Origin of the sequence: Klebsiella sp. LY, from assembly GCF_004010915.1 — a bacterium.
Taxonomy (GTDB): Bacteria; Pseudomonadota; Gammaproteobacteria; order Enterobacterales; family Enterobacteriaceae; genus Klebsiella; species Klebsiella quasipneumoniae.
Map to the genome: position 1 here is coordinate 588,111 of NZ_CP022444.1, position 25,653 is coordinate 613,763.

A 25,653-nucleotide genomic window follows, 5' to 3' on the forward strand; every position below is an offset into this window, starting at 1 on the left:
GGCCGGGCTCCGGGCGAGGTCGTATTCCAGGGCTACTCCCCTTCCCGCTCTGCTGGCGTCCAGGCCGGCAGAGTCTGGAAGGTGTGCAACAGCCCCTCGGACCACGCCTTGCGGATGCGGTTGAAGTAGGGATCGCTGTCGGTGATGCGATGCTGCCCGGCGCTGCTCAGGCTGCCGCTGCGGTAGAGCAGCGTATCCAGCGGCAGGCCAACGGACAGATTACTGCGCAGCGTCGAGTCAATGGAGATCAAGGCGCAGCACATCGCCTGCTCCAGCGGCGTATCGATGGTCAGCACCCGATCGATGATCGGCTTGCCGTACTTGCTTTCGCCAATCTGGAAATAAGGCGTGTCGCGGGTGGCTTCAATAAAGTTGCCCTCCGGATAAATATGGAACAGACGATGGGTTTCGCCGGCGATCTGGCCGCCAAGCAACAGGTTGCAGTTGAAGTTAGTATTACTGCAGTTTTGCTGGTTGCTGCTGTCGCGCTGGATCACCTCCAGCAGCGTTTTACCGATCAGCATGGCGGCGTCGTAGAGGGAAGTCACCTGCATCAGGTTCGGCTCCTGCTGGGTACGGATCCGCGCGCTGAGCAGGCTTATCACGCTCTGGGTGGTGGCCAGGTTGCCGGCGGATTGCAGCACCAGCACCCGTTCCCCTTCCTGATGGAAAACGTGCAGCTTTTTAAAAGTGGCAATATGGTCGACGCCCGCGTTGGTGCGGGAGTCGGAAGCAAACACCAGTCCATCCGCCAGGCACATGGCCACACAGTAGGTCATTGCGGTTATTCCCGTATTATTGCTGCTGCGCCTGCTGGCTGTGTTCGCGCACTTCAGCGTTGGTTAACATAATCTCCCCGCCGCCGCCCAGCCGGGTGCCCCGTACCGGGCAGGCGTCGAGATAATCCAGCCCAGTCGCCAGCCGCAGATGCTGATTCAGGCGACGGGTATTATTGGTGATATCAAACGACAGCCAACGGCCGTCGAGCCACACTTCCGCCCAGGCATGCATCGCGACATGCTGGGCGTTATCGCTGTAGACATAGCCGCTGACGTAGCGCGCCGGGATCTCCAGCGCCCGGCAGCAGGCGAGAAAAACATGGGTATGATCCTGGCACACGCCCTTCGCCCGGGCGAAGGCGTCGGCAGCGGAGTCCTGGACCTGGGTCGCGCCGGGGGAGTATGGCATTCTTAACAGCAGATCCGCCATCAGTTGATTCAAACTCTCTTCCGCCGCATCGGGACGATAGAGGCGCTGGGCGAACTCACGGATCGCCGTATCGGCGCGGGTCAGCGGCGTACTGCGCAGAAAAACCAGCGGCGACAGCAGCTCGGCCTCTTCATCACACGTCTCTTCCCCCTCGTCGGCGATATCGACAATCCCGCTGGCGCGGATGGTGATCTCTTTATGCGGGTTATCCAGCGTCAGCACATGCAGCACATTACCCCAGCCGTCGGTCGTGGTCACCGCCGCGCCGTCCGGCAGGGTCAGCGTCCAGGCGGTGATCGTCTGCCGTCCGGTGCTGCGCGGGGTCAGGCGCAGATACTGGGTGGAAAACTTCACTTCTTCATCGTAGCCATAGCGGGTGAGATGATCGATGACCAGTTTCATAAGGCCTCCAGATAGGTTTGTCTGATGCTGTCGGACAGGGCGTTAATTCTCGCCAGCAGTCCGTTAAGCGTGGTCTGCAGGTCCGCCTGCGCCAGGTCGTCACGGGTGCTGAAGCGCAGGTCAACGTTGAGCTGATGGGCGAGGCGCAGCGGCTGATAAGAGCGATCGTTGGCGATCTTCTCCAGTTCGCCCACCAGGTCGGCAATGCTGGCGCGCAGCGAACGTGGAATATCGTTACGCAGGATCAGCAGCTCCATCACCGTTTCGCGACTGACCGGCTGGCGGTAGAGGCTGTTGTAAGCTTCGCGGGCGCTGACAGCATTGAGCAGGGTATCCAGCCGGTAGTATTCGCGCACCGGGTCCGGATCGTTGGTCAGCTGTTGATCCTTAATTAGCAGCAGCTGGGTGGTGGCGAACGCGCGCTCGATCAGCGTGCCGATACCGATAAAACTCAGGGCGTCGTTGCGCAGCAGCGTGCCTATCACCGCTCCGCGAAACAGATGCACCCGCTCTTTCACCCACTCGAAAAAGCCGTCGCTCCCCAGTTCGCCCAGCCCCTGCTGGCGGAGGGTCCGCAGTTCGATGCGGGTGGCATTGATGCTCTCCCACACTTCGGCCGACAGACTGCCGCGCACCGCGTGCGCGTTGTTCCACGCCATCTCCACGCAGCTGTAAATACTGCAGGGGTTGTTGCCATCGAGGGCAAAAAAGTTGAGTAGATTGCTCATGGTAAAGCGGGCATGGCGCGCCTGAAACAGCTCGTGGGTCATTGACAAATTCAGCGGTAGCGCCAGATCCCGCGACTGCTGGCTGTGGCGGGGGATCATTGATAATTTCCAGGTCACGTCCAGCACCCGGGCGTAGCTCTCCGCCCGCTCAAGGTAGCGGGCCATCCAGAACAGTTCACTCGCCGTACGACTTAGCATGATGCGTCATCCTCCATCACCCAGGTATCCTTGGTTCCGCCGCCCTGCGACGAGTTGACCACCAGCGACCCTTCGGTCAGCGCCACGCGGGTCAGGCCGCCGGGCACCAGCCGCATCTCCTGTCCGGAAAGCACATAGGGGCGTAAATCGATATGCCGTGGCGACAGCCCTTCATCAACGAAGGTTGGGCAGGTCGACAGCGCAAGGGTATCCTGGGCGATATAGTTGGCCGGATTGGCCAGCAGGCGCTGGCGGAAGGCCTCCCTCTCCTCTTTGGTGGAACGCGGGCCGACCAGCATGCCGTAGCCCCCGGCGCCATGGACCTCCTTGACCACCATCAGCTCCAGATTGCTCAGCACGTAGCGCAGATCCTCCGCTTTCCGACACTGCCAGGTGGGGATATTGCTGAGGATCGGCTGTTCGCCGAGGTAAAAGCGGATCATCTCCGGGACGTACGGATAGATCGATTTGTCGTCAGCCACCCCGGTGCCGATGGCGTTGGCCAGCACTACGCCGCCGGCGCGATAGACGGACAGCAGCCCCGGGACACCGAGCATCGAATCGGCGCGGAAGGCCAGCGGGTCGAGCCAGGCGTCGTCGATGCGGCGATAAATCACATCCACCCGCCGCGGCCCCTCGGTGGTGCGCATATACACCGCGCCGTTTTTAATAAACAGATCGGCGCTTTCCACCAGCTCGACCCCCATCTGCTGCGCCAGGAAGCTGTGCTCGAAGTAGGCGCTGTTAAAGCGACCCGGGGTCATCACCACGACACAGGGATCATCCACCAGCGAACTTTCGCGCAGGGTCTGCAGGAGGTAGCTCGGGTAGCGCTCCACCGGCGCAATGTGATGCTGCTCGAACATCTCCGGATAGAGGCGCATCATCATCTTACGGTTTTCGAGCATGTAGGAGACGCCGGACGGCGTGCGCAGATTATCCTCCAGCACGTAGTACTGGCCGTCGTTATTGCGCACCATATCGACGCCGGTGATATGGGCATAGGTGTTGTTTGGCAGGTTGATGCCCTGCATGCACGGTTGATACTGCTCGTTGGCCAGCACCTGCTCGGCCGGTATCAGCCCCGCGCGCAGAATATTCTGTTCATGATAGATGTCATAGAGGAAAGCGTTCAGCGCTTTCACCCGCTGGCGAATGCCGCGGTCAATGCGCTGCCACTCCCCGGCGGGTATGATCCGCGGCACGCTATCAAACGGGATCAGCCGCTCGGTTCCCTCATCCTCGCCGTACACGTTAAAGGTGATGCCGATACGGTGAAAAAGCAGTTCCGCTTGCGCTTTTTTCTGCCGGATAGAGAATTGATCGGTGTTGCGAAACCATTGCCACCAGGCATTATAGTGCGGCCGCTGCTCACCCTGGGCGGTCAGCATCTCGTCATAATAATGCCCGTCAGGAAGCGTTATTTTTATCATGGCCGTCTCCTCCGGTTGTACTCACTTTGTGGTAATCCCGATAAGAGATAAGCATTAATTATGCCAGGTCACACAGCGCGTCGGCGCAGCGTTACGCTGTGAGGCCATGGCCCTGAATTGATTAAAAAACAACCAGACACTTTGCTTATTTGTGGGCGGTTTTTAGCGTTAAACGCACCAGTTTGGGGCAAGTGGATTCACGGGACGCTGAGGCTTCGCGAGCCACGCCGCGTAGCGACAGGCGGCTGAATAGCACAGAGCCTGCGCTGTGCAGGCTCTGTGTTGCTCAGAAGAAATACTTGAAGCGCAGCCGGCCGCCATAGCGGGAGTCTTCCTGGCCGTCGCCGTTGTTTGGGTTGGATTCAATCCATGATGCGTAGGCCCCAAGATAGATGTTGAAGTTCTTCATATTCATTACGTTCGGAAACAGGTACGACGCATGGATTGTGTGGATATCATAGTTGCCCGGATCGGCGATCCAGCAATTATCGTCGCAGTTAGCGATAAAATCAGCGGTGTTAAAGCTGTCGATTTTGTTATGAGCGTAAATGTAGCCCAGCTCAAAACCGTGCCACAGGGAGTTAACGCCCGCGGTAAAGTCAGTCTCATCTTCGGCATCCATATAAGCGACGTTAAGGTTGGTCACCACGCCGTCCTGCGGATCGGTTTTTTGCCCATTCCACGTCATCGTATAGCCATAGCCGGTACGGCTGGACTGGTCGACCCAGCGTCCTTTCGCATCGTGATAGCCATAGGCGTTATTTACCACGTTGCTTTCCATGGCGATGGCAGTGGAGAAGCGCCCGCTGTTCCACGCGATAACCGGGCGCAAATAGGCCACATTTTTCTCATTTTCCAGTGCGGTGCCATGATACTGCTGGTCCTGGAATAGCGTGCTGCCGTTCTCCAGCAGGGTATTCAGTTCGAAATACCAGTTATCAAGGGTTTTGCTCATCAGGAAGTTGCCGCCGCTGTTGCTCCGACCGCGCCCTTCCTTCATCATGTAAATATAGCCGTAGCCGTCACTGTACAGATCGTTGGCGGTGTTCCCGGAGTATTCCACGAACGTATCCTGATTCAACGGGAACATATCGTAGGCTTCGAAACGACCAACCTTCACCTTCCAGTCGTTCTCCTGGCCAAAAAAGAATACCGCATCATCAAGATTCATTTTGCCGTTCAGGTCGGCCAGCGGCTGGACGGAAAAACCGGCAAAACGGCCATTATCCATTTTGCGCATGCCGTCAAAACCTAACAGCAGGCGGCCATTAATATCCCAGCGTTCATTATTGCCCGGCGCCCAGTCTTTATTTGCCGTGGTTTTTACCGAAGTCAGGCTCCCGCTGCTGCTGGCGCCATCCATGTTAAATTCGACATCACCATAAAATTTGATATCCCCATAGCCGGACAGCGTTAGTGTTGTCGGCTCCGCGCCCGGTGCGACGGGCTCGGCGGACTCCACTTTGACAGTTGGCGTGCTTTTCGCCACCACGCTCTGCTGTCGGGTTAAGGTCTGGATTTTCGCTTCCGCATCGGCCGCTCGTTGCTCAGCATTTATTACGCGCTGTTCCAGCTGCGCTAAACGTTTTTCAATATCCGTCGGGTGATTATTCGCCGCGGCCCAAAGGCTAGAGGAGAACAGGCCACTCATAATCAGAGCCATATAGTTTACTTTCATTATTAACATCCCTAATTACATTGTTATATGTTTCATCCAGGGTATAGCCGGGCTATCCAGGGAATTACCTGCATAGCCCTCTTAATACAGCGTGGAATATTCAGGATTCGGCGAAAGTGCCGTGTTTTAAATCATCAACGATGCCGTTCATTCTGTTTTCCGTTAAGCCGTAGAATTTAATCGAGACGGCGGTAAGCACATAAAACACGGAAGGGACCAGAGTAAACAACAGCACCACGCCCTGCACCGCTGAAGCCGACTGCACCGTGGTGTTAGCGGCGTAATGGAAATAGGCCAATATCCAGCCGAGGATGGCCCCGCCGACGGCGACGCCCAGCTTGATGACAAAGATATTTGCTGCGACATTCATACCGGTAATACGCCGCTGGGTTTTCCATTCGCCATAGTTATTCACGTCGGTAATCATCGACCACTGCAACGCGCCGTTGCCGCCCTGAATGATAGAAATCAGAATATGCACGCCGAGCACCGCAATCCAATATTGTACCGGGACGATAAAGCAGACCACGCCCAGCGCGGCGGTGAGAAGATTAATCCAGAAAGAGAATCGGACCTTACAAAAGCGCGTCCCGAAGGGTTTGGCCAGCACCGAACCCAGCATGGAGGCAAACATACCGCCGAGCATGAATATGGTAATCACGTCGGCGCCTTTATGCAGGACGCTGTTAACATAATAGACGACGGCGCCACCGCGAATTACCACGGCGACCAGCATCATAAAATTGTAAACGGAAAGAATACGCCACTGATCGTTACGAAATAGTATTTTCACGTCCCGCGCGATGTTCAGGTTCTGTTCTTTAATCGGCTGCACGCGTTCTTTAGTCGTGGCGAAACAGGTGATAAACATCAGGCAGCCGATAACGCCAAACAGGGCCATCGAGACCTGAATACCGGTCGCGCGATCGCCGGGATAGAGAAAATCAGCCAGCGGTAAAATAAACGCAGTACCGAGCGCGCCGCCGATTGGGGTGATAGCGAAACGCCAGGACTGCAGCGAGAGGCTTTCGCGCGGATCGGAGGTCAGCGCCGCGCCCAGCGAGCAGTACGGAATATTAATCGCCGTATACATCAGTGTCATAAATATATAAGCCGCCACGGCGTAGGCAATTTTTCCGGAGTCGGAAAAGGAGGGAATGGAATACACCAGCACGCAGCTCACCGCAAAGGGCACGCAGATCGCTAACAGCCAGGGGCGAAAGCGGCCCCAGCGGGTTGAGGTGGCGTCAGCAATCGCGCCCATAATCGGATCGGTAATCGCATCCAGCAGACGCACCAGCAAAAACATCGTCCCCATTACGGCGGGCGGCAGGCCATAAATATCGGTATAAAAATAAGCCAGAATAGCCACAGACGAGTCAAATACGATGTGACTGGCTGCGTCCCCCAGGCTATAACCTATTTTCTCTCTGACAGAAATTTTTTCGCCAGCAGACATACACCACTCCTTTATGCAAAATGAAACCGGTTTCTGTACTGTCTGCATTTTTTACTTATCCGCTATGCGCGGCGCCATTATGTTTTTTTATTAATTATTTATGTTTTTTAATTTATGTGATCCTGCCAGGCTTCAGTCATATTAATCCCGGTATTTTTGCCTGACAGATCACAGCCTTCATCCGTTGCGCAATTTTTAAAATGCGATAAATACGAACCTTATTGTTACAGATAAACATCCGTTCTTTTTTCGGATGCCGCTATCGAATAGCGCTTATTATTTACCTAGAAACATTCACAACAAAAATAACACCAGTCAGCATTTATATAATTAAGGATATAATATTGGGCTGAGCAGAATTGTGCCGCCTGGATAGCGACCGGTGAGCGGTAAATTCTCTGTTTTAGCGCAAAATGTTAGCTTCGACACGCGCAGCGGCGGATATTCGTCTATGGTTTTCTGATGGCCAAATGCAGTGGCACATGAGTCTGCAATGATAAGGAGAACAATCCATGACGAGTCCCTTTTCCCGTCGCCCCGCTACCCTGCCTTATGCTCTTCGTCTGGCGCTAGGGGGTGCGTTTATCGCCCTGGCGACGCTGACCGCAGAGGCTGAAGAAACCCGTCCAATCCCGCAATCACCCGATATCCTGCTCGGTCCGCTGTTTAATGATGTGCAAAGCGCGAAACTGTTTTCTGATCAGAAAACGTTCGCTGACGCCATTCCGAACAGCGATCCGCTGATGATCCTTGCCGATTACCGGATGCAAAAAAACCAGGCCAGCTTCGACCTGCGCCACTTCGTCGAGCTGAACTTCACGCTGCCGAAAGAGAACGACGCCTATGTGCCGCCCAAAGGGCAAACCCTGCGTCAGCATATCGACGGCCTGTGGCCGGTCCTGACCCGCAGCACCGTTGAGGTGGAAAAGTGGGACTCGCTGCTGCCGCTGCCTAAGCCCTACGTGGTCCCCGGAGGACGCTTTCGCGAAGTCTATTACTGGGACAGCTATTTCACCATGCTGGGTCTTGCCGAAAGCGGTCACTGGGATAAAGTCGAAGATATGGTCGCCAACTTCGCTGCGGAAATTGACACCTGGGGCCATATCCCCAACGGTAACCGCACCTATTACCTCAGCCGTTCGCAGCCCCCCTTCTTCTCCTTTATGGTAAGCCTGCTGGCGACGCACGATGGCGACCAGGTGCTGAAAACCTACCAGCCGCAGCTGGAGAAAGAGTATCGCTACTGGATGGCCGGGGCGGACGCGCTGGCACCCGGCAGCGCCGACAAACGGGCGGTGCGGATGGCGGATGGCGCGCTGCTCAACCGCTACTGGGACGATAACGACACCCCACGCCCCGAGTCCTGGCTTGACGACGTCAAAACCGCCAAAAGCAACCCGAATCGTCCGGCCACCGAGATCTATCGCGACCTGCGCTCCGCCGCCGCTTCCGGCTGGGATTTCAGCTCCCGCTGGATGGACAATCCGCAGCAGCTCGCCACCATTCGCACCACCTCGATTATCCCGGTCGATCTCAATGCCCTGATGTTCCATCTGGAGAAAACACTCGCCCGCGCCAGTAAAGCAGCGGGGGACAGCGCCGGCGCTACCCGGTACGACGCGCTGGCCAACGCCCGCCAGCAGGCTATCGAGAAATACCTGTGGAATGAAAAAGAGGGTTGGTACACCGATTACGATCTGAAAACCCACAAGGTGCGCAATCAGCTGACCGCCGCGGCGCTGTTCCCGCTGTACGTCAATGCCGCGTCGCGCGAGCGAGCGACGAAAGTGGCGGCCGCCGCCGAGTCGCGGCTGCTCAAACCCGGCGGGCTGACCACCACCACCGTCAACAGCGGCCAACAATGGGATGCCCCCAACGGCTGGGCGCCGCTGCAGTGGGTGGCCGTCGAGGGGCTGCAAAACTATGGTCAGCAGAAGATCGCCATGGAGGTCACCTGGCGCTTCCTGACCAACGTGCAGCATACCTATGACAGCAAGCAAAAGCTGGTGGAGAAGTATGACGTAAGCTCGACCGGCACCGGGGGCGGCGGTGGGGAATATCCACTGCAGGACGGCTTTGGCTGGACCAACGGCGTCACCCTTAAGATGCTGGATCTGATCTGCCCGCAGGAGAAACCCTGCGATGCGCTGCCTGCTACCCGTCCGGCGACAACGCCTTCACCGCAGGACAAACCTGTTGCGGCGCCCGCGGCTAACGACCCCGCCCCTGCGGAACCGCAAAAGACCGGCTCCTGACGCTTTGCCGCCCCCTACCAAAATCGGTAGGGGGAAGCGGTCTCCCTGGTCACTACCGTCCCGCGCAGGCCCATTCTGCGGCTCGCGGGAAACCCTTCTCCATCCCCTCGCGCTGAACAGATCACCTTTTCGCTTGATCGCATAAATACAAACAATAATAATTCGCATTACTTTTTAACGAATAATGACAGATTCGTTTTTCCCGCGGCGGCGTACAGGAGTACCAGACCGCGCAGGTTCAGGATGATCTTATGAACGTGGCTATTTCTCGCAAACGCCCGGGGCTGCTGTGCGCCCTCGCGATCGCACTTCCCTTCACCGCGCAGGCCGAAGAGACGGTGGTGGTAACGGCCAGCCCGCCGGCATCCGCCAGCGCGCCGACTGAGGGCTATAGCGCCAGCACCTCGCTCGGGGCGACAAAAACCGACCAGCCGTTAATCACCACCGCCCAGTCGGTGTCGGTTGTCACCCGCCAGCAGATGGCGGATCAGGGGGCGAATACCATCAGCCAGGCGCTGGAATATACCCCGGGGGTCTACTCCAGCTTCGGCGGTGGCGCCACCCGGTTTGACGCTATCTCCCTGCGCGGCTACCACGGCGGCGACGTCGATAACCTGTTCCTCGACGGCATGCGTCTGATGAGCGACGGCGGCAGCCATAACGTGGTGCAGATCGACCCGTGGTTTATCGAACGCGTCGATGTGATCCGCGGCCCCTCCTCCGCGCTCTACGGGCAGAGCGTGCCGGGCGGCGTGGTCAACCTGACCTCCAAGCGCCCGCAGTTCAGTCAGCAGGGCCACGTCCGCCTGACTGGCGGGACGCAAAATACCAAAGGCGCGGCCTTCGATTACACCGACGCCATCAATGAGCAGTGGGCATGGCGGCTGATCGGTATGACCCGCAGCAGCGACACGCAGTATGACCATACCCGCGAAGAGCGCTACGCCATTTCACCTTCCCTGCTGTGGCAGCCGGACAGCGATACCTCGCTGCTGCTACGCGCCTATCTGCAAAAAGATCCTTCCGGTGGCTATCATGGCTCTTTGCCGCTGGACGGCACCCGCTACGCGCACAATGGCCGTAAGCTCTCCACCAGCACCAACGAGGGCGATCCGGGAGATGGCTATCAGCGCCGCCAGCAGATCTACAGCTATGAGTTTGACCACCAGTTCACCGACGTCTGGTCGGTCTATTCCGCCGGAAGCTACACCCACACCAACGTCTCCCTCGATCAGGTCTACCAGGTCGGCTGGATAGATGACAGCGACATGCTGGCTCGCGGCTACAGCGGCTCGCGCGGTTCGCTGGACGGCTGGTCAACCGATAACCGCCTGCGCGCCGATTTCAATACTGGCGATCTGGCGCATACCCTGATCCTCGGCGCTGAATACCATCGCTTCCGCAACGATCTGTGGACCGGCGCCGGCGGCGCGGCGCCCCTTAACCCGTTTACCGGCTATACCACCCAGACCGGGCATACCGTGACCTACAGCGATGATAATAATCGCCGTTATTACCAGACCGGGCTGTATCTGCAGGATGAGATGGTCTGGGACCGCTGGCATGTGGATGTTTCCGCCCGCTATGACCGTATCGTTTCCCAGCAGGTCAGCGATACCTTCGGCACCTCAAACCGCCGTTCAGACGACCATATCAGCGGCCGCGCCTCGCTGTTGTACGCCCTGGACAACGGTCTTTCGCCCTACCTGAGCTACAGCCAGGCGATTACCCCGGCGATGCTGCCCGGCGCTGACGGCAAACCGTTGAAACCGACCACCGCCGAACAGGTCGAAGCCGGCCTGAAGTTCCAGCCGCCGGGCAGCAGCGACCTCTATAGCATTGCGATTTACGATCTGATGCAAAAGGATGTCGCCACCCGCGACCCCAACATCGCCACCGCCACCTATATTCCGGCGGGTAAGGTCCATTCCCAGGGGGTTGAGCTGGAAGCGCACCACCAGATCACCCCGCAGCTGAGCACCCTCGCCTCGTATACCTGGAATCGTCTGCGCTTCCAGGACACTAAGGACGGTACCGACAACAACACGCCGCAGCTGACCCCGGATCAGATGGCCTCCTTCTGGGCGCGCTATCAGTTTCCGGCGGGGATCTCGCTGGGCGCCGGCGTCCGCTACATTGGTAAACAGTGGGCGGATGATGCCAACACCGCGCGGCTGCCGTCGGTCACGCTGATGGACGCCATGATGCGGGCTGACCTCGGCGTCTGGTCGCCGGGGCTGAAAGGCGCTTATGTGCAGGTCAACGCCAACAATATCGGCAATCGTGAATACGTTTCCGGCTGCTACGGCACCGGCAACTGCTACTGGGGAGCAGAGCGCAGCGTCATGGCCACCGTGGGCTACGACTTTTAACTGACAGCGTAAAGATAAGCCTCCGCCCGTGACGGCGGAGGCTTTCGTTAACAGGTGACGTCACGCTTTGATGGCTAATATTAACTTAAAGATGCCAGGCCATTATTTCACTTGCCCCCCTGTGATGAGAGGACTTAATATGCTGGCGAAAACAGGTTAGGACGCTCACAAGGAATAAAAGTGAACCCTGTCATTAGCTATCTCGCCAATTTACATCCGTTATCATTTATGGGTTATCATGTATTATTCACCACAGTGATATATATTCTGGTGAATATAATTATTGCGAAGACCCGCCCTACTGAAAATACCACAGCCGTTCCGGCGCCCTATTCTATCTCACCCTCTTTTTTAGCCTGGCTACGTAATAGCGCCACCAGCGTCATTCAGCTGGCCATGTTCCGGCTGTTAAGAAAAAACTATGTCACTCTCATCCATTCTGCGGACAATATTCAACTCTGCGCCAATCAGCAGTACGCAGAATGCAAAATGACCTGTGTGGAAAAAATACTGTTTGACCATTTCGCTACGCCAAAATCCAGTGACCAGGATCTGCCGCTTTCTCTGCACGTCGCCGAAAAGTACCACTGGGCCACCGATCCTCACTGCCAAGGGCTGCGGCTCAGCCCGACGCACCAAACGTGGAATACGATATTGATTGCCGCGCCCTCCCTGCTATTAATCGCCGCGCTCGCCTGGAAAACGCTTTTTGATAATCAGGCGATAATTCACTCCAGCGTGTTCAGCTGGCTGACAATGGGGATGGTTTCCGGCCTGTGGTGGCTGTGGCTGTTATGCATCACCTTAAATGCCACCCGGCTGGACCGGGAAGGGATCGCCGTTAATATCTTTCATCACTATATTGATACCCTGAAGGAGACGCTTATTGCTGACGCAGACACCCTGACCGATGAAAACGCCGATTATTGCGTGGCGATCGGTAAAACCGCCCTGCTTCCAGAAAGATATGGTGAATATGTAAAAATCATCAACTTTATTAAGTATCCCTTTTGTCTGCAGAGGCTGGATTAACGAGGGGATGGTATGTGGAATTTTATAATGCATCTGCATCCACTGCTGTTTCTCGGCGGTTTTATACTTATCGTCCCGGGTATCTATATTGCTATTGGTATAATGATTATCCTGTCGCGGCCAGCGGCTCAGCCCCAGCCGCACGCGATGGAGGTTAGCCCCTGGCTGCTGGCGTGGCTGACCGGAGAAGGGACCCGGGTGATTCAACTGGCAATGTTCAGCTTACTCAGTAATAAGCATCTGTGGATCCCGGAGCCCGGGCAGGTTTTGGCTAACGGACGCTATGCAAACCACGAAATGAACGTCATTGAAAGCATACTATTTGACCATTTTGCGGTGCGAAAGCCGTGTCATGAAGATCTGCCCTGCAGCCTGAGTATCGCCGGACGTAACCTCTGGCAGGAACAGATAGCAAGCGCGGGTTTAGCCTTAAGTCCGCTGCGCCGCGGATGGAATATGCTGGCCATCAGCATCCCTTCGGTCGCCCTCGGCGTTATCGTTGCCAGTAAGACCTTTATCTGGCTCGACCTCACCGCTTACAGCATCTTCAGTTGCCTGCTCATGCCCTCGGGGTGCGTTCTGTGGGGCGGATTATGGATAGAGGCCATTAGCAAAACCATTCGTCTCGATATCAACGGCATTTCGCATCATGACGCCCACGCCTGCATCAATGCGTTACGAGAAACGTTAGCGTATAAAGGCGCGCAGGAGGATGACGCGACGGCCATGCTCTGCGTGGCGGTAAACGGCGTGGAATCGCTTCCCGAGCGCTACCGGGAATATAAAGCGTTAATAGCGCCGATTAGCGTTATCACGTCGCTGCGCACAGAGGATTAGGACCCCGCCAGGCCGGCGGGGCGAAGGTAAGGTTACATGGCGTCCAGCGCTTTCTGCAGCTTCCAGATATAGCGCGGCGCCTGCGGAGCCGGGTGTTTTTTCGCCACATGCTCGAAGAACTCATCGGCGTCGAGGTCGTTAATCTCCTCGATGGCGTCCTGCCGGTTTGACGAGAAGGTGCGCAGCAGCGCGCCAGCGCCGTTGGCATAGGAGACCACCACCGCATAGCGCATCACCTGCGGGTCTTTGATCCCCGCCAGCGGACCATTCTCCAGAATGCTCAGATAGGCGGCCCCCATCGAGATATTCCGTTCCGGGTTTTTCAGCTCACTGACCGACGGCTCGCCGCGCCAGCCCATCCGCCGGTAAACATCGCGTCCGGAGGTCGACGGCTTAAGCTGCATCAGCCCGACGGCGCCGGATTTACTCACTACCGCAGGGTTACCGCCCGACTCGATGGCAATGATCGCCGTGATCAGCTGCGGATCCACGCCCCAGGCGGCGCCGGCTTTTTCACTGATCGGCATCCACTGCATCGCCCGCTTCACCGGGACCTCGGGGTTCCACGGTGGATTGGTGTAATCATGTTTCGAACTACAACCGGCCAGAAAAACGACTAAAATAAGCAACCATCTCAATTTCACACATCTATCCTTATCTACCCAAACGCCATCATGCTGCAGAACGACGGCAGCGGTACGTCCCCCGCCCGCCGACAGCCTGATGGATGACGGGTGCGGATTGAAGTTAGCCACCTGGAGATGACAATCGCCATTCCAGGCGGCATCATAACCCTTTCATTCATAGCAAGGAATTATCATGTCTCAGTTTTATCTGGTCGCGCCATCCGGTTATTGCATCAACCAGCAGGCGGCGGCCCGCGGCGTCGAGCGTCTGCAGCAGGCCGGGCACGAGGTGGCCCACCAGCAGGTCATTCCCCGTCGGCAGCAGCGTTTCGCCGGAACTGAACATGAACGGCTGGCCGATATTAACCAGCTTGCCCAGTTGCCGGGCCGCAACCGGATCGTTCTCGCGGTGCGCGGCGGCTACGGCGCCAGCCGCCTGCTGCCGCATATCGACTGGCAGGGGCTGATTGCCCGCCAGCAGCGTGACCCGTTGCTGATTTGCGGCCACAGCGATTTCACCGTCATCCAGTCGGGCCTGCTGGCCATGGGCAACGTCGTCACCTTCAGCGGGCCGATGCTCGCAGGGAACTTCGGCGCGGAGACCCTCGATCCGTTTACCGAACAGCATTTCTGGCAGGCGCTGCGCCAGCCTGAATTCACCCTCGAATGGCCGGGCGAAGGGCCGAACTGCCGGGTGGAAGGCACCCTGTGGGGCGGGAATCTGGCGATGCTGACTTCGCTTATCGGTACCCCGTGGCTGCCGGCGATCCGCGACGGCATTCTGGTGGTGGAGGATATCAATGAGCACCCGTTCCGCGTCGAACGCATGCTGCTTCAGCTGTTGCACAGCGGCGTACTGGCGGCGCAGAAGGCGGTGATCTTCGGCAGCTTCACCGGCGGCGCGCCGAACGACTATGACGTGGGATATGACCTGCCGCAGGTGTTTGATTATCTGCGCCAGCAGCTCTCTGTACCGCTGATAAGCGGACTGGAGTTTGGCCACGAGCAGCGCACGGTGACCCTGCCGCTGGGCGCGCGCGCGCGGCTGGTCAACCAGCCATCAGCCACCACCCTGACAATCAGCGGCCACCCGGTGCTGGCAGAATAAATTTCCCAGACGCATAGGCGGATTCCCTGCGAATTGTTAAAATAGTGTCACTTTTAGCCATTTTTTCACGCCAGTCAGGGAGTACGTGAACATTGGACGCCGCTGCGGTCATTAGTCTGTTTATTCTGGGTTCTGTTTTAGTAACCTGCAGTATCTTATTGAGCTCCTTTTCTTCGCGCCTTGGCATCCCGATTCTGGTCATCTTTCTGGCCATCGGGATGCTGGCAGGCATTGACGGCATCGGCGGCATCCCCTTCGACAACTACCCCTTCGCCTATATGGTGAGTAACCTGGCGCTGGCGGTGATCCTGCTGGACGGCGGGATGCGCACCCAGGCCAGCTCCTTTCGCGTCGCGCTGTGGCCAGCACTGTCGCTGGCGACGGTCGGGGTGCTGATCACCTCGGCGCTGACCGGGATGATGGCGGCCTGGCTGTTCAAACTGGATATGATCGAAGGCCTGCTGATCGGCGCCATTGTCGGCTCCACCGACGCCGCAGCGGTCTTCTCGCTGCTCGGCGGCAAGGGGCTCAACGAGCGCGTCGGCTCGACGCTGGAGATTGAGTCAGGCAGTAACGACCCGATGGCGGTCTTCCTGACCATCACCCTGATCGAAATGATCCAGCAGCACCAGACCGGCCTCAGTTGGATGTTCGCCGTGCATATCATTCAACAGTTCGGTCTCGGGATCGCCATCGGCCTCGGCGGCGGCTACCTGCTGCTGCAGATGATCAACCGCATCGTGCTGCCCGCCGGGCTCTATCCGCTGCTGGCGCTGAGCGGCGGGATCATGATTTTCGCCGTCACCACTACCCTCGACGGCAGCGGTATCCTCGCCGTCTATCTCTGCGGCTTTCTGCTGGGCAACCGGCCTATCCGCAACCGGCACGGTATCCTGCAGAACTTCGACGGTCTGGCGTGGCTGGCGCAAATCGCCATGTTCCTGGTGCTGGGCCTGCTGGTGACGCCCTCCGACCTGCTGCCGATCGCTATCCCGGCGCTGTTGCTGTCGATGTGGATGATTTTCATTGCCCGTCCGCTGTCGGTATTTGCCGGTCTGCTGCCGTTCCGCGGGTTCAACCTCCGCGAACGGGTATTTATCAGCTGGGTCGGCCTGCGCGGCGCAGTGCCGATTATTCTCGCGGTGTTCCCGATGATGGCCGGCCTGGACAACGCCCGCCTGTTCTTCAATGTCGCCTTCTTCGTGGTGCTGGTATCACTTCTGCTCCAGGGCACCTCGCTATCGTGGGCGGCGAAAAAAGCCAAAGTGGTGGTGCCGCCCGTCAGCTGGCCTATCTCCCGCGTCGGGCTGGATATTCATCCGGAAAACCCGTGGGAGCAGTTTGTCTACCAGCTGGGCGCCGATAAATGGTGCATCGGCGCGGCGCTGCGCGACCTGCATATGCCGCCGGAGACGCGGATTGCCGCCCTGTTTCGCAACAATGCCCTGCTGCACCCCACCGGCAGCACCCGCCTGCGGGAAGGCGATATCCTGTGCGTCATTGGCCGCGAGCACGACCTGCCGGCGCTGGGCAAAATGTTCAGCCAGTCGCCGCCGGTGGCGCTCGATCAGCGTTTTTTCGGCGACTTTATACTTGATGCCGAGGCCCGCTTCGCCGATGTGGCGCAAATCTACGGCCTCGACGGCGGAGAGGAGTTCCGCGAACATCAGCAGTCGCTGGGGGAAGTGGTGCAGCAGCTGCTGGGCGCCGCGCCGGTGGTGGGCGACCAGGTGGAGTTCGCCGGGATGGTATGGACAGTCGCGGAAAAAGAGAACGATCACGTGCTGAAGGTAGGGGTACGGGTCGCGGAAGACGAGGCGGAGTGATCCGCCCCGGAACAGGTTACAGGGTCACAACCGGCACCCGCGGCGCCAGGGCGCACATCAGCTCATAGCCGACGGTGCCGCAGCTGGCCGCCACGTCGTCGATTTTAATCTCTTTGCCCCACAGTTCGACCGGCGCGCCGATCCCGGCCTGCGGACAGGGCGTTAAATCGACCGCCAACATATCCATCGACACGCGCCCGACGGTGGTGGTGCGTACGCCGTCCACCAGCACCGGCGTGCCGCTCGGCGCTACCCGTGGGTAGCCGTCGGCATAGCCGCAGGCGACGATGCCGATCCGCTGCTCCTGGGTGGTGCGATACAGGCCGCCATAGCCAATCGCTTCGCCGGGGCGCAGGTTCTGCACGGCGATGATTTCGCTGCGCAGGGTCATCACCGGCTTCAGGCCGGTGTTCGCGATATCCTGCCACTGCCCGGAGGGCGATGCGCCATACAGCACGATGCCGGGACGAACCCAGTCAAAATGCGCTTCCGGATGCCAGAGCGTCGCCGCCGAGTTGGCCAGCGAGCGTGGGCAATCCAGCCCCTCCGCCGCCTGTTCGATCCGGCGCATCGGCTCAACAATCCCCTGCGGGTTCTCCGCCTCCGCGAAGTGCGACATCAGCGTCATCTCGCCGACGTTGCTTATCGCCCGCAGCTGCTGCCAGACGGTATGCACCCGCTCCGGCATAAAGCCCAGCCGGTTCATACCGCTGTTCACCTTGAGATAGATATCCAGCGGCGCGCGCAGCTTCGCCTGCTGCAGCGCCTTAATCTGCCAGTTGCTGTGGACGCTGGTGGTTAAGCGATATTGATCCAGCACCGCCAGCTCATCGGCATGGAAGAAGCCCTCCAGCAACAGGATCGGCCCTTTCCAGCCCTGCTCGCGCAGCAGGATCGCCTCTTCCAGGTTGAGCAAGGCGAAACCATCCGCCGCGCTTAACGCACTCCATACCCGCGCCACGCCATGGCCATAAGCATTTGCTTTGACCACCGCCCACAGGCGCGACCCGGGGGCCGCGCGACGCACTATCTGTAAATTCTGCCGCAAGGCCAGCAAGTCGATACTGGCCACTACCGGACGGGTCATGCAAGCTCCTTAGTTGTGTGCGCCATGCAGATGCTGCGGACGCGCCGGGGTAAACCCGGGGCTATAGCGGGCGACAGCCAGATCGTCGTAAGGGATCGCCGGCGTGCGGCCGGAGATCAGATCGCTGATAAGCTGCCCGGAGCCGCAGGCCATGGTCCAGCCAAGCGTGCCGTGGCCGGTGTTGAGCCACAGGTTTTTAAACGCCGTGCGCCCGACCACCGGCGTGCCGTCCGGCGTCATCGGCCGCAGGCCGGTCCAGAAGGTGGCCTGCTCAACGTGGCCGCCGCGCGGGAACAGATCGCGCACCACCATCTCCAGGGTTTCGCGACGCGGCTGCAGCAGCGCTTTATTAAAACCGACGATCTCGGCCATACCGCCGACGCGAATGCGCTGATCGAAACGGGTGATGGCGATTTTATAGGTCTCATCAAGGATAGTGGAAACCGGCGCGCCGTCTTCCTGGGCAATCGGGATGGTTAACGAATAGCCTTTCAGCGGGTAGACAGGAATATCCACCAGCCCCTTGAGCATCGCCGTCGAGTAAGAGCCAAAGGCCATGACATAGGCGTCGCCCTTGATAATCTCATCGCCGCATTTCACCCCGGCAATGCGATCGCCCTCCTGCAGCAGGGCGTCCACCGCGGTGTTAAAGCGGAAGGTGACCCCGGCCTGTTCCGCCATCGCCGCCAGACGGGTGGTAAACAGCTGGCAGTCGCCGGTTTCATCGTTTGGCAGACGCAGACCGCCGGTCAGTTTGTGGCTAACCTCCGCCAGCGCGGGCTCCACTTCCGCCAGCCGCTTCGCCTCCAGCAACTGATAGGGCACGCCGGCGTCCTCCAGCACCGCGATGTCGCGGGTGGCGTTTTCATACTGTTTGGCGGTACGGAACAGCTGCAGCGTCCCGCCCTGACGCCCTTCATACTGAATGCCGGTGGTGTCGCGCAGCGCCTTCAGGCAGTCGCGGCTGTACTCCGCCAGGCGCACCATCCGGCCTTTGTTATCCATATAGTGGCGGGTGTCGCAGTTGCGCAGCATCTGCCACATCCACTTCAGCTGGAACGATGTGCCGTCAAGGCCGATCGCCAGCGGCGCATGGCGCTGGAACATCCATTTGATCGCCTTCAGCGGCACTCCCGGCGCCGCCCACGGCGCCGCATAGCCGGGAGATATCTGCCCGGCGTTGGCCGCGCTGGTCTCCTCTGCCGGACCGGGCTGACGGTCGATGACCGTCACCTCATGACCCGCCTGACTCAAATACCACGCGCTGGCTACCCCAACCACCCCACTTCCCAGTATGACGACACGCATAGCAACTCCGTAACAGTTAAAGAACAATCATCTAATTACAAATTGATAACTCAGTTGAAAATATTATTCAACATACGCTTTATTTATGGTGACTTAACTCACAGCAAACCGCACCAGTCCTGAGCTGTAAGATTTACGATCTCATGCTGCGCTTTATTTTTACCCAGCATTTAATTCTGCAAATAAGCGCAAAAAACGGCTTTGAGATGGGGAAATCGCGAAGAAAAGCGATTGGCTGACAACACAGTTTGCTGTGCGGTGTTCTATGCTTGTTTAGAGGTTTTCCGTTCAGAGAAAACCAACAACAACGAGGGCGCGCTAATGGCTACGATTGACTCCATGAACAGGGACACCACCCGTTTAAGCGATGGACCCGACTGGACGTTTGAGTTACTGGAGACCTACCTGGCCGAAGTGGACCGGGTCGCTAAGCTCTATCGTCTTGACACCTACCCGCACCAGATCGAAGTCATTACTTCCGAACAGATGATGGACGCCTACTCCAGCGTCGGCATGCCCATCAACTATCCGCACTGGTCGTTCGGCAAAAAATTCATTGAGACCGAGCAGGCCTATAAGCACGGCCAGCAGGGCCTGGCGTATGAGATCGTCATCAATTCCAATCCCTGCATCGCTTATCTGATGGAAGAAAATACCATCACCATGCAGGCGCTGGTGATGGCGCACGCCTGCTACGGGCATAACTCGTTCTTCAAAAACAATTACCTGTTTCGCAGCTGGACCGACGCCAGCTCAATCATCGACTACCTGATTTTCGCCCGCAAATACATTACCGAGTGCGAAGAGCGCTATGGCGTCGACGAAGTGGAGAAACTGCTCGACTCCTGCCACGCGCTGATGAACTACGGCGTCGACCGCTATAAACGTCCGCAAAAAATCTCGCTGCAGGAGGAGAAGGCACGGCAGAAAAGCCGGGAAGAGTATCTGCAGAGCCAGGTGAATATGCTGTGGCGTACCCTGCCGAAGCGCGAAGAGGAGAAGGCGATTGAGTCCGCCCGCCGCTACCCTTCCGAACCGCAGGAGAACCTGCTGTACTTTATGGAGAAGAACGCCCCGCTGCTGGAATCGTGGCAGCGCGAGATCCTGCGCATCGTGCGTAAAGTCAGCCAGTATTTCTACCCGCAGAAACAGACCCAGGTGATGAACGAGGGGTGGGCCACCTTCTGGCACTATACCATCCTCAACCATCTCTATGATGAAGGGAAAGTGACCGAGCGCTTTATGCTGGAGTTTCTCCACAGCCACACGAACGTGGTGTTCCAGCCGCCGTACAACAGTCCGTGGTACAGCGGGATTAACCCCTACGCGCTGGGGTTCGCCATGTTCCAGGACATCAAGCGCATCTGCCAGTCGCCTACCGAAGAGGACAAGTACTGGTTCCCGGATATTGCTGGTTCCGACTGGCTGGAAACGCTGCATTTCGCCATGCGCGACTTCAAGGATGAGAGCTTTATCAGCCAGTTCCTGTCGCCGAAGATCATGCGCGATTTCCGCTTCTTTACCGTGCTCGACGACGATCACAACAATTATCTCGAGATCTCGGCGATCCACAACGAAGAGGGCTATCGCGAAATCCGCAACAAGCTCTCGGCGCAATATAACCTCAGCAATCTCGAGCCGAATATCCAGGTGTGGAACGTTGACCTGCGCGGCGACCGCTCGCTGACGTTGCGCTATGTGCCGCACAACCGCGTCCCGCTGGACAAAGGGCGGCGCGAAGTGCTGAAACATGTGCATCGTCTGTGGGGGTTCGATGTGCTGCTGGAGCAGCAGAACGCCGACGGCAGCATTGAGCTGCTGGACCGCTGCCCGGCGCGGCCAAACGCGCTATAGCATTGCGGGACGTTAAAACGACGAAGGGGGCCATCGGCCCCCTTATTTTATTTATCGATCGCGAATAGCCGGCTTAACGCACATTCATGGCTAAATCGCCGGGCAGCGATTTCTGCATCCGGTGCCAGATCTCGCCACTGTCATGGCCGTAGCGACGAACCAGCTCATACACCTGATCGTGCAGGCCGCCTTCGCACACCTTCGCCAGCTGATGATAAAAGCCCAGCGCCAGGCTGCGCGCTTCCGGGCTGGAGAAGTAGTGGCGGCCGATGCGGGTATATAGCCCCTTCATGCCGTTGAGGATCAGGCCATAAATCGGGTTGCCGGAGGCGAAAGCCAGACCGCGGAAAATGTTGTAATCGAGATCGGCGAAGGCGTCGGCGTGATCTTCCACTTCCCGGGCGCTGTCCAGCACCGCCAGCGCTTTATCCGGATGCTGACGGAACGCGGTGCGAATAAAAATCGTGGAAATATTGGTGCGCACGGAGAGAAGGTTATCAATCAACTGCGGGACGCTGTCGTGATCGAGACGCGCCAGCGTTTCAAGGATATTCAGCCCGGAGGTCTCCCAGAAGTTGTTCACTTTGGTGGGTTTGCCGTGCTGAATGGTCAACCAGCCGTCACGCGCCAGACGCTGCAACACTTCGCGCAGCGTGGTGCGGGTGACACCGATCAGCTCAGAAAGCTCGCGTTCAGCGGGGAGAATCGATCCAGGTGGGAAGCGGTTATTCCAGATGCTCTCAATGATATACTCTTCCGCGAAACCCGCAGGGCTCTGCGCCTTAATGACCATAATAATATTTCCATTACACATTGTTGCAATTGCACTCATCATACCAGAGCCGCTATAGCGCAGATAGCATCGCAAGTGAATTAAAAAGGGATCGCCGTTTCATTTTCCGTTTTTACTTTACGCTTTTCCTTATCTCCCGTAACCGCCGCCGCGCTGCGAAGAAAGTTGCTTCTCATTTTGCTCAACTGGTACTCTTGCCAATAGTTACGCACAAAATCATGCACTAATTGACGGGGAAGGATTCTGTCGTGGAAATTTCTTATGGCCGCGCGCTGTGGCGCAATTTTCTTGGCCAGTCGCCTGACTGGTACAAGCTGGCATTAATCATTTTCTTAATTATCAATCCGCTGGTGTTCGCCGTGGCGCCATTTGTCGCCGGCTGGCTGCTGGTGGTTGAGTTTATCTTTACCCTCGCCATGGCGCTGAAGTGCTATCCGCTGCTGCCGGGTGGCCTGCTGGCTATCGAGGCGCTGCTGATCGGCATGACCAGCCCAGCGCACGTGCGGGAAGAGATCGCCAGCAACCTGGAAGTGCTGCTTCTGCTGATGTTTATGGTGGCGGGCATCTACTTTATGAAGCAGCTGCTGCTCTTTGTCTTTACGCGCCTGCTGTTAGGGATCCGCAGCAAGATGCTGCTGTCGCTGGCCTTCTGCCTGGCCGCTGCCTTCCTCTCCGCCTTTCTCGATGCGCTGACGGTGGTGGCGGTGGTGATAAGCGTCGCCGTCGGGTTCTACGGCATCTATCACCGCGTCGCCTCGGCGCGCCCGGACGATAGCGACCTGCTCGACGACAGCCATATCGAGCAGCACTACCGCGAGGTGCTGGAGCAGTTCCGCGGCTTTCTACGCAGCCTGATGATGCACGCCGGCGTCGGGACCGCGCTCGGCGGCGTCATGACCATGGTCGGCGAACCGCAAAACCTGATTATCGCCAAAGCGGCGGGCTGGCATTTTGGCGAGTTCTTTCTCCGCATGGCGCCCGTCACCCTGCCGGTGATGGTCTGCGGTCTGTTAACCTGTCTGCTGGTGGAAAAGTATCGCCTGTTTGGCTACGGCGAACCGCTGCCGCCGACGGTGCGCAAGGTGCTGCAGGAGTTTGACGATCGCAGCCGCGCCCAGCGCAGTCGTCAGGAGCGGCTACGGCTGATTGCCCAGGCGCTGATTGGCGTTTGGTTGATCGTCGCCCTCGCTTTTCACCTGGCTGAGGTCGGCCTGATTGGCCTGTCGGTGATCATCCTCGCCACCACCTTTACCGGGGTGACCGATGAGCACGCGATTGGCAAAGCGTTCACCGAGGCGTTGCCCTTCACCGCGCTGCTCACGGTGTTCTTTGCCGTAGTGGCGGTGATCATCGACCAGCAGCTGTTCACGCCGGTCATCGAGTTTGTTCTGCAGGCCTCTCCGCACGCGCAGCTGTCGCTGTTTTATCTGTTTAACGGCCTGCTGTCGTCCATCTCGGATAACGTTTTTGTCGGCACGGTCTACATCAACGAAGCGAAAACCGCCCTCGAGCATGGCGCCATCAGCCTGAAGCAGTTTGAGATGCTGGCGGTGGCAATCAACACCGGCACCAACCTGCCGTCAGTGGCCACCCCGAACGGCCAGGCGGCATTCTTGTTCCTGCTGACTTCCGCGCTGGCGCCGCTTATCCGACTCTCCTATGGCCGCATGGTGTGGATGGCCCTGCCCTACACCCTCGTACTGACGCTGGTCGGCCTGCTGTGCGTCGAGTTCACCCTGATGCCGGTCACCGAATGGTTGCTGGCTCACGGCTGGCTGGTTACCCCCACCCTGCCGTGATCCACGCGTCGCCCGGGTTCGCCCGGGCGATTCAATAACCAGTTACGTAATATTTTCCGCCGGGCCGCTGGCGTCGGTACGGTTTTCGTTTACACTGCCATGATTTAGCATCTTCCAGGGAAATGATTATGTTGCAATATTTAAACCAGTGCTCGCGGGGACGCGGCGCCTGGCTGCTGATGGCATTGACCGCGTTCATTCTCGAACTCGTCGCGCTGTGGTTCCAGCACGTGATGCTGCTGCAGCCGTGCGTGATGTGCATTTATGAACGCTGCGCCCTGTTTGGCATCATGGGCGCGGGGCTGGTGGGCGCTATCGCCCCTAAAACTCCGCTGCGCTATGTCGCCATGCTGATTTGGCTGTACAGCGCGGTACGTGGGCTACAGCTGGCGTGGGAACATACGATGATTCAGCTGCACCCATCGCCGTTCCAGACCTGCGATTTCGCCGCCCGTTTCCCGAGCTGGCTGCCGCTGGATAAATGGTTGCCGCAGGTGTTTGTCGCGTCCGGCGACTGTTCGGTACGCCAGTGGCAGTTCCTGTCGCTGGAGATGCCGCAATGGCTGGTGGGAATTTTCGCGGCTTATCTGGTGGTCGCTATCCTGGTGATCGTTGCTCAGCCTTTTAAAGCCAAAAAGCGCGATCTGTTTGGCCGCTAAGCCGCAGCGAGTACCGCACACTGAAACGCCCTACGGGGCGTTTTTTTGTGCCTGCCGTTCATCACTGAATCGTTTCCTGTCCGTGGTTGACCACAGACACCAAAAGGCGCATATTAAATACATCTTTTATAACCCCACAGGAGCTCACATGTCATCTTTACTGATCCCCGCAGACTGGAAAGTTAAACGCTCCACCCCGTTCTTTACCAAAGAGAACGTCCCCGCCGCCCTGCTGAGCCACCACAACACCGCGGCCGGTGTCTTCGGTCAGTTGTGCGTCATGGAAGGTACGGTCACCTATTACGGTTTTGCCAATGAACAGGCGACGGAGCCGGAGAAAAAAGTCGTGATTCATGCCGGGCAGTTTGCCACCAGTCCGCCGCAGTACTGGCACCGCGTCGAACTCAGCGACGATGCCCGCTTCAATATTCACTTCTGGGTGGCGGAAGAAACCGACGGTGAAAACGGGCTGTTTCACGCGAAGAAAGCGTGACGGGCTTACCGCGCCCTGTCAGGCAGATTGAGGATATGGTCCTGCCAGTCGACAACGGTGGACTCGGGCACCGCTATATGGCGGACGGAGATGCGTTCGCCGTGCATCGCCGCTTTTGAGCCGGTCAGCAGCGGGTGCCAGGCCGGCAGAGGTTTGCCTTCCGCCAGCAGGCGATAGGCGCAGGTCGGCGGCAGCCATTCGAAGGTCGGCAGATTTTCACGAGTGAGCTTGATGCAGTCCGGCTCATATTCGAAGCGACGCTCGTAGTTACGGCACTGGCAGGTTTTGATATTGAGCTGACGGCAGGCGACGTTGGTGAAGTAGATCTCATCGGTATCTTCATCCATCAGCTTATGCAGGCAGCACTGGCCGCAGCCGTCACACAGCGATTCCCACTCCGCGTCGGTCATGTCATCCAGGGTTTTTTGTTGCCAGAAAGGTTGTTCGCTCATCGGAATGTCCGTCGTTGCCAGTTAAGGGTGCACCTTATAACCAGT

The 25,653-nt window shown here is 58.1% G+C and carries 21 protein-coding genes and 1 pseudogene; 10 read left to right on the forward strand and 12 right to left on the reverse strand.

All coding sequences use genetic code 11. From position 1 onward, the window contains the following. Positions 1–32 precede the first annotated feature (32 nt). The 6 genes from CE636_RS05680 to CE636_RS05705 all read right to left on the reverse strand — a co-directional run bounded on the left by CE636_RS05680 (position 33) and on the right by CE636_RS05705 (position 7,107). Positions 33–779, reverse strand: a complete 747-nt coding sequence (locus tag CE636_RS05680; protein WP_004203290.1) for a proteasome-type protease — start codon at positions 777–779, stop codon at positions 33–35. 16 nt (positions 780–795) lie between these two features. After that, entirely contained in the window at positions 796–1,611 is an 816-nt protein-coding gene (locus tag CE636_RS05685) for a transglutaminase family protein (protein ID WP_017900188.1), read from the reverse strand. Continuing rightward, on the reverse strand, positions 1,608–2,537 hold the full coding sequence (locus CE636_RS05690) for an alpha-E domain-containing protein (protein ID WP_002910835.1): 930 nt from the start codon (positions 2,535–2,537) through the stop codon (positions 1,608–1,610). The genes CE636_RS05685 and CE636_RS05690 overlap by 4 nt, the downstream gene beginning before the upstream one ends. Then, positions 2,531–3,970 carry a circularly permuted type 2 ATP-grasp protein gene (locus CE636_RS05695; RefSeq protein ID WP_004180417.1) on the reverse strand — a complete coding sequence of 480 codons (1,440 nt, stop codon included), beginning with the start codon at positions 3,968–3,970 and terminating at the stop codon, positions 2,531–2,533. The genes CE636_RS05690 and CE636_RS05695 overlap by 7 nt, the downstream gene beginning before the upstream one ends. Positions 3,971–4,256: 286 nt before the next feature. Next, on the reverse strand, positions 4,257–5,648 hold the full coding sequence (locus CE636_RS05700) for a carbohydrate porin (protein ID WP_017900189.1): 1,392 nt from the start codon (positions 5,646–5,648) through the stop codon (positions 4,257–4,259). A gap of 100 nt (positions 5,649–5,748) precedes the next feature. Continuing rightward, a complete protein-coding gene (locus CE636_RS05705; protein ID WP_017900190.1) occupies positions 5,749–7,107 on the reverse strand; it encodes a glycoside-pentoside-hexuronide (GPH):cation symporter in 1,359 nt (452 codons plus the stop codon). Positions 7,108–7,619: 512 nt separating this feature from the next. Here CE636_RS05705 and CE636_RS05710 point away from each other — a divergent pair. From CE636_RS05710 to CE636_RS05725, 4 genes are all read left to right on the forward strand, one after another. Continuing rightward, positions 7,620–9,362: an alpha,alpha-trehalase gene (locus tag CE636_RS05710; protein WP_017900191.1), complete on the forward strand. Its 1,743-nt coding sequence runs from the start codon at positions 7,620–7,622 to the stop codon at positions 9,360–9,362. Between the two features lie 251 nt (positions 9,363–9,613). Continuing rightward, positions 9,614–11,734, forward strand: a complete 2,121-nt coding sequence (locus tag CE636_RS05715) for a TonB-dependent siderophore receptor (RefSeq protein ID WP_017900192.1) — start codon at positions 9,614–9,616, stop codon at positions 11,732–11,734. A 489-nt stretch (positions 11,735–12,223) separates the two neighbouring features. Beyond that, the gene (locus CE636_RS29385; protein WP_223171743.1) at positions 12,224–12,766 is read left to right on the forward strand and encodes a hypothetical protein; all 543 of its coding nucleotides are present in this window, start codon (positions 12,224–12,226) and stop codon (positions 12,764–12,766) included. Between the two features lie 27 nt (positions 12,767–12,793). After that, positions 12,794–13,603, forward strand: coding sequence for a hypothetical protein (locus CE636_RS05725; RefSeq protein WP_017900194.1), 810 nt, complete (start codon positions 12,794–12,796; stop codon positions 13,601–13,603). A 32-nt stretch (positions 13,604–13,635) separates the two neighbouring features. Here the strand turns inward: CE636_RS05725 and emtA are convergent, their stop codons facing one another. Then, on the reverse strand, positions 13,636–14,247 hold the full coding sequence (emtA, locus tag CE636_RS05730) for a membrane-bound lytic murein transglycosylase EmtA (protein WP_004203299.1): 612 nt from the start codon (positions 14,245–14,247) through the stop codon (positions 13,636–13,638). Between the two features lie 175 nt (positions 14,248–14,422). Between emtA and ldcA the strand changes: the two genes are divergently transcribed. After that, positions 14,423–15,337, forward strand: coding sequence for a muramoyltetrapeptide carboxypeptidase (gene ldcA, locus CE636_RS05735; protein WP_017900195.1), 915 nt, complete (start codon positions 14,423–14,425; stop codon positions 15,335–15,337). A 92-nt stretch (positions 15,338–15,429) separates the two neighbouring features. Next, positions 15,430–17,163 carry a potassium/proton antiporter gene (locus CE636_RS05740; RefSeq protein ID WP_004203303.1) on the forward strand — a complete coding sequence of 578 codons (1,734 nt, stop codon included), beginning with the start codon at positions 15,430–15,432 and terminating at the stop codon, positions 17,161–17,163. Positions 17,164–17,179: 16 nt separating this feature from the next. On the opposite strand, the gene dadX is transcribed toward CE636_RS05740, so the two are convergent. From dadX to CE636_RS28575, 3 genes and pseudogenes are all read right to left on the reverse strand, one after another. Beyond that, positions 17,180–18,250, reverse strand: a complete 1,071-nt coding sequence (gene dadX / locus CE636_RS05745) for a catabolic alanine racemase DadX (RefSeq protein WP_004203306.1) — start codon at positions 18,248–18,250, stop codon at positions 17,180–17,182. 9 nt (positions 18,251–18,259) lie between these two features. Beyond that, positions 18,260–19,558 (reverse strand): D-amino acid dehydrogenase, encoded by a 1,299-nt coding sequence (locus CE636_RS05750; RefSeq protein ID WP_017900196.1) that lies wholly within the window; start codon positions 19,556–19,558, stop codon positions 18,260–18,262. A 98-nt stretch (positions 19,559–19,656) separates the two neighbouring features. Next, positions 19,657–19,803, reverse strand: a pseudogene (locus CE636_RS28575) (hypothetical protein). Positions 19,804–19,879: 76 nt separating this feature from the next. On the opposite strand from CE636_RS28575, the gene CE636_RS05755 reads away from it, so the two are divergent. Beyond that, complete coding sequence (locus CE636_RS05755; protein WP_004203310.1) at positions 19,880–21,412, forward strand: SpoVR family protein; 1,533 nt, start codon at positions 19,880–19,882, stop codon at positions 21,410–21,412. A gap of 73 nt (positions 21,413–21,485) precedes the next feature. On the opposite strand, the gene fadR is transcribed toward CE636_RS05755, so the two are convergent. After that, entirely contained in the window at positions 21,486–22,205 is a 720-nt protein-coding gene (fadR, locus tag CE636_RS05760; protein WP_004203311.1) for a fatty acid metabolism transcriptional regulator FadR, read from the reverse strand. Positions 22,206–22,453: 248 nt separating this feature from the next. Between fadR and nhaB the strand changes: the two genes are divergently transcribed. The 3 genes from nhaB (at position 22,454) to CE636_RS05775 (ending at position 25,156) form a co-directional block, all read left to right on the forward strand. After that, the gene (gene nhaB / locus CE636_RS05765) at positions 22,454–24,004 is read left to right on the forward strand and encodes a sodium/proton antiporter NhaB (RefSeq protein WP_004203313.1); all 1,551 of its coding nucleotides are present in this window, start codon (positions 22,454–22,456) and stop codon (positions 24,002–24,004) included. 128 nt (positions 24,005–24,132) lie between these two features. Further along, the gene (gene dsbB / locus CE636_RS05770; protein ID WP_004203315.1) at positions 24,133–24,663 is read left to right on the forward strand and encodes a disulfide bond formation protein DsbB; all 531 of its coding nucleotides are present in this window, start codon (positions 24,133–24,135) and stop codon (positions 24,661–24,663) included. A gap of 148 nt (positions 24,664–24,811) precedes the next feature. Beyond that, positions 24,812–25,156 carry a DUF1971 domain-containing protein gene (locus CE636_RS05775; RefSeq protein ID WP_002910895.1) on the forward strand — a complete coding sequence of 115 codons (345 nt, stop codon included), beginning with the start codon at positions 24,812–24,814 and terminating at the stop codon, positions 25,154–25,156. A 5-nt stretch (positions 25,157–25,161) separates the two neighbouring features. Here CE636_RS05775 and CE636_RS05780 read toward each other — a convergent pair whose 3' ends face one another. After that, a complete protein-coding gene (locus CE636_RS05780; RefSeq protein WP_017900197.1) occupies positions 25,162–25,608 on the reverse strand; it encodes a YcgN family cysteine cluster protein in 447 nt (148 codons plus the stop codon). Between the last annotated feature and the right edge of the window lie 45 nt (positions 25,609–25,653).